Annotated in this window: 2 protein-coding genes; both read right to left on the reverse strand. The window is 49.8% G+C overall.

Annotated elements, in window-relative coordinates; translation table 11 throughout:
- The coding region (locus AR442_RS10895) for a condensation domain-containing protein (RefSeq protein ID WP_157843474.1) at positions 1 to 907 on the reverse strand (907 nt) is incomplete at its 3' end.
- Positions 897 to 11,432: a type I polyketide synthase gene (locus AR442_RS10900; RefSeq protein WP_053284977.1), complete on the reverse strand. Its 10,536-nt coding sequence runs from the start codon at positions 11,430 to 11,432 to the stop codon at positions 897 to 899. The genes AR442_RS10900 and AR442_RS10895, both read right to left, overlap by 11 nt.
- Between the last annotated feature and the right edge of the window lie 13 nt (positions 11,433 to 11,445).

Below are 11,445 nucleotides of genomic sequence, written 5' to 3' on the forward strand. Positions count from 1 at the left end.
TCGTCGGCATGCCGACGATGACATCTTCCTGATTCGTATATTGATAGAGCAGTCCTTTGAAAATAGCGAGATACACAACGGATTCATTGACATTATTTTTTTGGGCGCAAACTTTAATCTGCCGGTTCAGTTCATCAGGAAGCAAGCGCTGATACGCCTGCCCCCTGCAAGTTTGAACCGATGATCTCGGATAATCCGACGGAAGCTCAAGCACCGGCAGCGGTCCTTTTAGCTGCTTTTTCCAATAAGACAGATGCGTTTTTCCCGCTTCGCTTTCCAGCAGCTCTTTTTCCCATTTCACAAAGTCATGATAATCTGCGGCCTGCTGAAGCATGACAGGTTCTTTGCCTTCACTTGCTTTTACATAAGCGTCCAGCAGCGCCGACATAAACGTCATAAGAGAGACGCCGTCAAAAATGATATGGTGAATGGTAATTAACACAATCGGCTCCCGCTTCGCCCGCCGGAATACTTGAACACGCAGGAGCGGCCCGGTTTCAAGCGAGAACGGTGCTTTTGCTTTTTCTTTAATAAACGAAAGAGCGTCACGCCCGCTTAATTCGGAAAGATCCATTTCTTCAATCGGAAAATGCCGATCCGTATCTTCTATCTGATACGGAAGGCCGTTTTCCTCTTTTATCACACTGGTCAAAATAGGGTGCTGGCGCTGCACGGACAAAAGGGCGTTTTTGAATGTCTCGACATCCAGCTTTTGAAAACGAAAGCATAACGGAATGTTATATGCGCTCATCTCCGGAAACATTTTCTGAAGCATCCACAAACCTTTCTGGCCTTCTGAAAGCGGACGTTTTGCAGTTGTCCGCTTAGAAGCCTGAAGCTTTTGTTCTACTTCAGCGATGGTGAGCGTTCCTGATCTGTAGGCATCGAGAAGTTCTTTATGATTCATAGGTCTTACTCCCTTCTATGATGTCTTGCACTCTTTTAAAATCTAATGTCCCCTCAGAGACCTGTTTCATCATGGCGATGATCTCCTGATCCGTATACTCCTTGTTATCCGGAGCGGCGGCTTCTGTTTCGGTTTCTTCCGTTCGGTAAAACGTTTCGATCGTTTCTTTATGTTCTGTCAGGTAATAGCTGATGACGTCTCCGAGCGTGGCATAGCTGTAAAATAACGCCGGAGTGACTTCAATGCCGTAATGACTCGACAAAAGAGCGGCAAATTTGGCTAAATAGATGGAATCAAATCCGAATTCCGCCCAGTTTTTATGCAGGACGAGTTTATCTTTAGATATTTTCAGCAGACTGTGTATCAGCTCTTTCAAATCCGCTTCGAGCCGTTTTTCCGCGCTTTCTTCCGAGATGCGGCGGCTCACGGTTTCCAAAAGCGCATCCGTTTTTAATGAATCGTCCCGCCGTATGCCTAAAAATCGTTCGGCACGGCTTCTTTCGCCGGCAATGACAAGGCACTGGGTGTTGTCTTGAGAAATGATGCGCTCAAAAAGCTCAATGCCTTCATCTGTTTCTAACAGGCGCTGACCGCTTGATTTCAGGTACATGCCCGTCGTCTCTTCACCGCCGACGGCCATTCCGCCGTTTTTCCAGACCGGCCAGTTTATGACAAAAGCGTTTCCGCTTTCTGATTGTTCGTTTTTATAGCGGGCATACGCCATTTGGAACCTGTTCGCGACCGCATAATCACAGCAGCCGAAATCTCCTAAAACAGCAGATGTGGATGAAAAGTAGCAGATGAAATCAGGCGTTTCGTTTTTCAGCCACTCGTCAAGAAGCAGGCTTCCGTTTATTTTCGGTTCAAGCGTACTGCGGAAATTCCCGATTTCATTTTCAAAGACGGATGTTCTGCTTTCGATGCCCGCCGCATGAATGACGCCGTGAATGGCTCCGAATCGTTCTTTCGCGCGCTTGATGCAGTCGCCCATTCCGATCGGATCACAAACATCGGCTTCGGCGTAAAGAACACCCGCACCGAGATTTTCCAGGTCTTTCATTTTTTCTTTCTTTTCTTCATTGATCGGCGACCGCCCCGTGAGAATGACATTTGCCTGGTAGTTCCGGGCCAGATGGCGGGCAAATAAGTAGCCGAGCCCTCCTAATCCGCCTGTAATGAGATATGTTCCGCCGGTTCTGATCCTGCTGTTTTCTTTCGTTAGTCCGGTTGGTTCGATGTGATAGACATATCGTTTTCCCTCTTCCAAGAAAACAGTATGGTCTGTTTCAGCTTTCAGCTCGTCCCAAATGGTTCTCACCCAGTCCGTTATGGCCGCACCGGCTTTTCTGAAGTGGCCGGTAACACTTGTTTTCGGGAGAACAATGCCGAGCGAACGCTCAAAGCCGATCCATGATTCCAAGTAGCACCTTTCCAGACCGGATGCATATTCCCCCGCCAATAACAGCCTTTCCGGCTGCAGACCGGTCTCAGCCATTGCTTTGAGAATATGGACGATACATGAATAATCTTCGATGCAGCTTTTATCTTCAAGCGCCCATAAATACAAAATGGCAGAAGCCTCACCGTACTCTTTTTGAATATCCGCAAAAGCGTTCACATATGATTGCGGATCTTCCCGCACCACTTGGCAGCGGCCGGCGGACAGAGCCTCATACCGGTCTCCCTGAGCGATAAAAATAACGTCAATGTCACTGTCATACGATTTGACCACAGAGACGGCTTCCTGCTGCTTCTTCTGATCAGATAAGAAAGAAATCACCGTTTTGACTTGCTTTTCTCCGGCTGCCGGCAGAGCCTGTTCTTTAAGAACTTCTCTAAAAGTCATTACTTCAAATTGTTCCGCCGGATCATTTTCGTCAGCCGGCGCGTTAACGGGCGCGGCCTTGCTTTGTACAGGCTGCTGATGCCAGAAGCGTTCTTTCGCAAACGGATAAGCAGGCAGGCTGATGCGGGCCGGAGGACGGTCTCCGTATAATTTCGCCCAATCGATGTCCAATCCTTTTACCCAAAGCTCAAGCAGCTTAGAATATTTCCGTTTGCTGATCCAAGCGTCTATGATTGTTTCCATATCATCATCCGCCGAAAATACGGCAAGCATCCGTTTGTTTTCTTCCGTGCCGTCACGGTGCAGTCCGGCGCTGTTTTGTCCGGCGATAAATCCATTCAGTTTTTCCTCAAGTTCATGAAGTGAATGAACGATAAAGCCGAGACGCTCTTCCATCGGCACCCGGCCAGTCTGGAGAGTAAAGGCTATGCTCATAAGGTCGCTGCCGCTGTATCTTTTTTCACGGATGGCGTCTCTGAGCTGTTTTGCTTTTTCAGTGAGCCGTTCGCTGTTTTTCGCGGACAGGACGATGATGGCGGACTGATCTGCCGGCGTTTCATCAGGCTCTTTGTCTGCCGTATATTCTTCTATGACGAGGTGGGCGTTTGCTCCTCCCGCGCCGAAGCTGCTTAACCCCGCCCTTCTCGGAAGCTCTCTGCCGCCGATGACGGGACGTTTCCACTCACCGAGCTCCTGCTGAACGGCAAACGGCGTATACGCGAAATCAATATTCGGATTCAGCTGTTCCGCGTGCAGGGACGGCGCAATTTGGCGGTCTTTGAGCTGGAATAATATTTTTGTCAGACCCGCAATGCCCGCGGCGCTCTCACAATGGCCGATATTTGATTTTGCGGAGCCGATGGCGCAAAACTGTTTGTCTGTTGTATCCTCTTCAAATGCTTTCATTAATCCGGCGATTTCAATCGGATCTCCTAATGCGGTGCCCGTACCGTGGGCTTCAATATAACTGACGGTGCGCGCCGGGACGTTTGCTCTTTCGAAAGCTTCTTTTATTAAGGCGGCCTGCGCATTCGGATTCGGAACGGTGTATCCGTTCGTTTTGCCTCCGCTGTTAATGGTGCTTCCTTTAATCACACCGTAAATGTGATCGTTATCGGCAATCGCTCGGTCTAACGGCTTTAACACGACCGCTCCTACCCCTTCTCCGTCGACAAAACCATCCGCGCGGTCTCCGAACGATTTGCACGTGTCGCCTGCGGAAAGCATGTTCATGACTGACAGATTCATATAATGGATCGGGTCGGTCACTATGTTTACGCCACCGGCAATCGCGCATTCGCTTGAACCGCTGTATATGCTCTCAAGCGCCAGATGAATAGCCGTCAAAGAAGAGGAGCAGGCTGTATCAACGGCAATGCTCGGCCCTTGGAAATCAAAAAGGTAAGATACCCTGTTGGCAATGGACCAATAGCCGTAGCCTGTCGGGTAGTTTTTGTTCATCGCGCCGGCAAAAACACCGATTTTTCTGCTTTGGCACAGGTTGTCAGGCGTATAGCCGGCATCCTCGATACTCGCATACGCCGTTTCTAAAAATAATCGCTCCTGCGGGTCCATTCGCTCTGCTTCCAAAGGAGAAATCTGAAAGAACAGCGGATCAAACTTGTCCATATCCTCAATGAAGCCGCCCCATTTCGTATAAATAGAGCCTTCTTTACCTTTCTCTTCATCGTAGTAATCCCGCCAGTTCCAGCGTTCCCGCGGGATTTCTTCTATGCAGTTTTTTCCTTTTTTAATATTAGCCCAAAGCTCAGCCGCTGTTTTTGCCTGCGGGTAGCGTCCTGAAACACCGATGATGGCCACGTCGCGAACCGAACTTTGCCGGACCGTCTCTTTGGCTGCCCGTTTTTCCCTCCGCCGCCAGTCAGTGCGAAGCGGCTTAGCCGGCTGTACAGCCTGCGGTTCTGGTGATGCCTTCCGTTCTTCCTGAACAGGCGTTTGTCCCGTCAGTTTGATCATCGCGTCTTTTTTCGTTTTGATTAAGTGAGCGACGAGCGCCTCAATCGTCTGATATTCAAAAAATAAAGTGCTGCTGACTTGGTCCAATACATTTCGTAACGCGTTTGTCAGCTGTACGACGACGATAGAATCAATTCCGTATTTTTCAAGCGGCGCTTTCGGATCAATTTGAGCCGGCGGAATTTTTAATGTTTCTCCGATTAACGTTTTCAAGTACTCGGTGCTTTTTTCTGTTAAAGACGTGTCGCCTTTTTGCACCGTTGTTTGCGCCTGAAGTTCCGGCGCTTGCGCTGCTTTTGGCGGTGCGGTCCGTTTTTCGGCCCCTGATTTAAGCGTTTTTTGGCGAACAATGCCGTTGCTTTTTGCCGCTATAATCTGATGGCTTAATTCATGTGCCGCTTCCGCCGGGAAGAAGACAGAATGCCAGCCTTCACTTTCTAACACGCGTTTCCAGCTTTCCGGATACAAGCCCGGGCACCCCGGAATACGAAGGGCAGAATCTTCATGCAGCCACCAGCCTTCAAGCAGTCCGAAAGTAATATGCGGGAACAGGCTGTTTCCCGCCATTTCATTTAAGAGCAGCAAACCGTTGTCTTTTAAAACGGCTTTGGCGTTTCTCAGCGTCTGGCGGATGTCTTTCGTCGCGTGAAGCACATTGGCCGCAACGACGATGTCGTATGCGCCCGGCTCTATATCCTGGCCGGCAAGCGGCACTTCTGCGTTAAAAAGCTGATACGTCAGATAAGGATTCCGTTTGCCGTATTCCGTCTCCGCATGCACGAGAAAAGCTTTCGATACATCGGTGTAACAGTATTCCTTTATATGGTTTTGATACGGCCTAAGCTTTTCAAATATGCCTGCGCTTGTGCCGCCTGTGCCCGCTCCGATTTCCAGGATGCGGATCTCGGCTTTTGAATGTTTGCTGATGTTTTCTTTCACATAAGCCGTTAATGTATCTGACAGGGCGCTGTTAAAGTAATCCGCGACTTGGTTGTGCTTATAAATTCCTTCAACAAGTTCCATTGAAGAGTGCGGAAACATGATGTCTGTCGCCGGCACTTCTTCCCGCAGAATGTCCGGCAGTGCTTTAAGCATCGTCTCGGCTAAAACAGTCATCGCTTTTGTATCGGCGTTATTGAGCCATTCCTCTTTTTCCCGCTCCCATTTTTGCCATAGCGAGGCGGTTGTGTTTTCGGCTCGCGCCGACAGTTTATATGAATCCGCATTCCCTTCCAGATAGCCATGTTCCAGAAGGAAAGCGATCGTTTGATTGAGCCATTTTTTAAAGTATTCGTGTTCGGGCTCATACGCTTTAAGGCTTTGCGGCGTCAGCAAGTCTGCTTCTTTAAGCTGGGCGATCAAAAGCTGATACAGAAAATCATCGAGCTCCTGATGTTCAGCCTCTCTAACAAGACGTGCGCCGGGCGGAGCGACCTTCGGCTGTTGTGAAAAGAAAAGCGGCTGAGGCGGATAAACGGAAATCTTTTCTCTTTCATTCATCCCTTCGACTGCGACCGGTTTGGTCGTATGAATGAAGGCCGCCTGATCAATCGGCAGCGTCATAAGGGTTTCAAGCGCCTCCATTGCAGCGTCCGGTTCGATCAATCCCAATCCGATCTGATCCATCAGCTGAATAAAATCATCGTCTTCAGCCGCTTCGCTGTTGCCCCAATAGCCCCAGTTCATCACTTTGACCGGACAATTCCATGTCTGATCAAGTTCCTTCGCAAATGCGTCACTGAAAGCGCATCCTGCGGCATAATGGCTTTGTTTCACGTTATGAATAAATGCCACAAGCGAGGAGAAGAAGAGCGCAAAGTCAAGCGGCTCCCGTCCAAATACCTCCGCCATGGACACACTTACATCGGCTTTTGCCCGCAGCACCGATTTGAACTCTTCTGTCTTCATATTATTTAAGCTTTGCTCAGACAGATCCATTGCCGAGTGGATGATTCCGTTCATTTTTGTGTGGCGCTCTTTTATGAACTGATAAGCCAACTCTAAGGAAGCACTGTCGGCGGCATCGGCGGAAACATATTCAGGCGCCGGGCCGAATGCGCTGAGCCGGTCGAGTTTCGCCTGTATGGAATCATTCAGTGTGCTTCTTCCGATCCAAATGATGCGTGCTTTGTAGCGGCGGATCATGTATTCACTCCATGCCTCGCCAAGATATCCGGCGCCTCCGATCACGGCATAAACCCCGCCTGTTTGGTACAGCGTGCCGTTTTTCGGCATATTGTCAAGCGGTATCAGCTGCCGCTCAAACAGCTGCTGATTGCGGTACGCCCAAATTTGACCGTTTTTCCCGGCAGAAAGACTGAGCGCCTCTTCGATCGGCCAGCTGCCGTCCGTTTCTGTGTCAATCATGCGGATATGCCAATGCGGATATTCTTTCGCCATTGTTCCGGCAAGTCCGCTGACTGCGGCTTGTGACGGGTCGGCGCTGTCTTGATCCGAAAACGGCTGGGCATTTGCTGTGACGATGCACCAGTCCAAACGTTTTTCTCCGTACCCTAAGGCAAGTAATGCTTTCATCAGCTTGAACACATGAAGGACGTTCCTTTCCTGTTCCTTGAGGCTGTCCGCACTCTCAGCCTGCGGAGCAAGCCAAATGATTTGCTTCAGTTCTTTTTGTCCTTCAAGCATGTGCGTAAGAGATGTGATATCATCCGTACCTCTGATCGGATAATAGGAAGCGTTCGGCAGATGTTCTTTTATGCGCGTATGTCTCGAATCCGTTCCGCCGAATACTGCCGTCTGCTTATCCACCGCTGCTTCCCCGGCTTTTTCAAGCGCAACAGGCTCCCAAGCCGGAATCAGCATCGTATGGCCGACAGGCGCCTCCGCGGTTTCTCCGCCCGCTGTTTGGCTTGTGTCAAGCGCCCGGACGGACGCGCCTTTCATCCGGACATAAACCGTACCGGCATCATCACACATATCAATGTCAAATTTTCTTACGCTGTCATCTGCTTTGCTGCCTTCTGTGTACCGGATATATGACCAGATATGTTCAGGGCACGGCCCGAACACTTCCACTTCCTTCATCGCAAACGGCAAAGAAAGCTCGTGGCTGTCTGCATCGTCATGTATTGAGCGGACAAGCAGACCGACGGAAGCGTGAAAAGCGGCGTCCATCATACTCGGGTGAAGCGTATACTGTTCTTTTTTGTCATGTACGGCAGCCGGGAGTGAAATACGGGCCAATAATCGGTCTTCTCCAAGCAGCAACTGCTGTACGCCCCTGTATGCCTCTCCGTAATCCAGACCGATCTTCTCAAAAGCACCGTAACATTCTTCCGCAGTCACGATTCCTAAATTGCAGGAAGCTTTGACAGACTCGATATCTATCTGGGCGCTGCCCTGTTCGGTAATGATCGCTTCACCCTGGCTGTGAATAACCGGTTCCTCGCCGTTTTCTGCCTCACTGTATATTTCATAGGTAATCTCACCATTATCTTCTGGGTAAAGGACAATATGTATTTCTTTCGGTTTATCTTCAATCATGACCGGACGGACCCAAACAACCTGTCTGAGTGTGACGCTATGGCCTTTTTCCGTCACGGCAGCGGCCTTTTTGACCGCCTCTGCGGCCATTTCCAAATAGGCGACACCCGGCAGTATTTTTTGTCCGTTGACGACATGGTCAGATAGGAAAAATTCATCTCCCGTAAAAAGAGACGTGAAGCGCTGCTGCGAAAAATCTGACGTATTTTCTTGTAAAAGCGGATGCAGCACTGTGCCTGACGGGCTTTTCTCCTGTTTTTTCTGCTGCGGAATCCAATAGCGTTCTTTTGCAAACGGATACGTCGGAACGCTTGTTTTACGCGGTTTATATGAACCGTACAGCTTATTCCAATCTACTGTTTTCCCTTCTGCCCATAACTCGGCAAGCCGTATCGGATCATCCGTCTCGGGAGCGGGTTCGCTCAGTTCCGGCAGCTCGGCTTGTCCGCGCCAAAGACCGGGGATGTTTTCGTTTCCTTTTACGAAATCATTCAGCTTTTCTTTCAAGTCGCGGGTGTCATTTACAAGGAAGACAGCTCTCTCCTCCATTGCTTCACGTCCTGTCTGAAGAGTATAAGCCAGTTCAGACAGCACCGTCTTTTCTGAAAGCGATCGGGCTAGTTTTTCCGCATAGGCCAGAAGCCTGTCTTTATTTCTTGCTGACAGCGGGATGAGTTTTGCTGCCTCGTTCTCAGGTGCTGGCGCTTTTTGTTCAGGCTGAATGTATTCTTCTAAAATGATATGGGCATTCGAACCTGATGCACCGAAGGAACTGAGTCCGGCCCGGCGCGGATAATGTGTGACTTTACCGTTTTCTTCGGCTGCCGGCTGCTTCCACGGAGCAGTCTGCTGCTGTACGTAAAAAGGAGATCCCTCAAATTTCAGGTAAGGATTTAATTCCGCAGAATGCAGTGATTTGACAAGCGTTTTGTGATGAAGCTGCAGCGCCGCTTTTGTTAACCCGCTGATTCCCGCCGCTGATTCTGCGTGGCCGATATTTGATTTGACCGAACCGATGGAACAAAATTGCTGATCCTGCGTCCCTTGGCTGAACGCTTTTGACAGACCTTCAATTTCAATCGGGTCTCCTAACGAGGTACCCGTGCCATGGGCTTCCACATAGCTGACGGTCCGCGGGCTGATACCTGCTTTTTTCAGACAGGCCTTAATGACTTCTGCCTGTGCAGCAGGACTCGGGACGGTAATTCCGCTTACTTTCCCGACGTGGTTAACGGCGCTTCCTTTAATGACCGCGTAAATGCGGTCGCCGTCTTGTTCGGCTTTTTCCAGCGGCTTGAGCAAGACCGCACCGACTCCTTCTCCGGAAACGTAGCCGTCCCCGCCCTCGCCGAATGTACGGCAGCGGCCGTCACTTGAGTGCATGCCCACGCTCCCGTAGCTGAGATATTTCGCCGGGTGCAGCGACAAGTTCACCCCTCCCGCAAGCGCGGCTTCACATTCGCCGCGGCGGATGCTTTCAATGGCCAGATGAACGGCGGTCAATGATGAGGAACAAACGGTATCCACCGCGATGCTCGGCCCGTGGAAGTCACAATAATAGGACACTCTGTTGGCGATCTGCGCATAATTCAGTGAAACCGGAAACGGATCAGTCTCAGATAATTGTTCTGCGCCGATTAAGGAATAATCTTTATGCATCACCCCTGCAAATACGCCGATCGGATGCTGTTTCTCTCCTTTATTCCCCAGCGTTTCAGACGTATACCCCGCATCTTCAATCGTTTCCCAGCATGTTTCTAAAAACAGACGCTCCTGCGGGTCCATCATTTCCGCCTCACGCGGTGAGATTCTGAAAAACTGCGGATCGAAGCAGTCGGCATCGTCAATAAAACCGCCCCATTTTGATACTGTTTTTCCTGACGGGGACGTTACGTTTTGATATGTTTTCCAATCCCAGCGGGACTTCGGAACTTCAGTGATGCAATCCGCGCCTGCCTTCAGGTTATCCCAAAACTCCGCCACACTTTTCGCTTTCGGATAGCGGCCGGCCATTCCGATAATCGCGATGTCTCCGGTGTTTTTATGATGTTCTGGCGCGTCCGGTGCTTCAGCTTCAAACCGTGATGGTTCGGCTGCACGTTCCGCACATTCAAATGAAACGGTCTTTTTCAAAAAGGCTGCGAGTTCTTTTATATTTGTATATTCAAAGAGAAGAGTGGGCGCGAGGTCCGCACCCGTCTTTTTACTGATATCCTGTACAATCTCAAGCAAAGAAGATGAATCCAGCCCAAGCTCATAGTAGCCGGCAAGAACGTCCAGCGTCTCCCAGGGCTGACCAAGCTTATCAGCCAAAAGCTTCTTTAAAAACAGAATGATGTCTTTTTCATCTGCGCTTTCCGGCTCAGCTGCAGCCTGTTGATTCTGTTCGGCTGTATTCGCGTCTTCTTCGAGCCGAACCGCTTTTCCCGTAATGTTTTTAAGCTCCGCCACCTTTTGTCCAGATCGGCTGAAGTACTCGATTGTCATCGTTGTGAGTTCTTTTTCCTGACGGACGCCGGAAGCGGCGATACGCGCCGTGCACTCTGATTGCAGCCTGTCGGCGGCCGTGAACGATTCATAATATAAAGGCAGATGAAGCCGGTTTGTTTCAGAAAGCAAACCGCTCGCCCCGATTCCGCTCGCATCCAAAAGGGCCGGATGGAATAAAAAGAAATCCTTTCCTTCTTCGCAAGAAAGCTCAGCCAGCATGCCGCCTTCTGTTTCGTACAATCGTCCGTTCGATTTCATCATGCCGGAATGAACCAAGTCATGATCCAGGCAGCGGTTATACATGTCATCAAGATTCAGAGATCTGCCTGACTGCTTTACATCGCCGAAATCAATGGTTTCGTCAAATGTCACAGCGTCTCTTTTCACCATTTCAGCCGTCGCATATTGTATATTGTCTGACAGCTCGTCACCTTGCTGTTTCTGCCCTGAAAGGGAGATGAGCCACTTTCCATCTCCGCTATCAGAACATTGAATGGTCAGAATGATTGCAGCCGTTTCACTGACGGTTAAAGGCTGATAAATCGTAACGTGCTTCAATTCGAGCTCATTGTATACATAACCGTGTTCCTGAAAAACCTGATAAATCAAATCGATATAAGCAAGACCGGGCAATACCGCTTCACCAAAGACCCTATGGCCCTTCATGATGGGATGATCCAGTGAGATATTGATTTTTTCGGATATCATTCCTTCCCACTCC

Origin of the sequence: Bacillus velezensis (assembly GCF_001461825.1) — a bacterium.
In the GTDB taxonomy this organism is placed as follows: Bacteria; Bacillota; Bacilli; order Bacillales; family Bacillaceae; genus Bacillus; species Bacillus velezensis.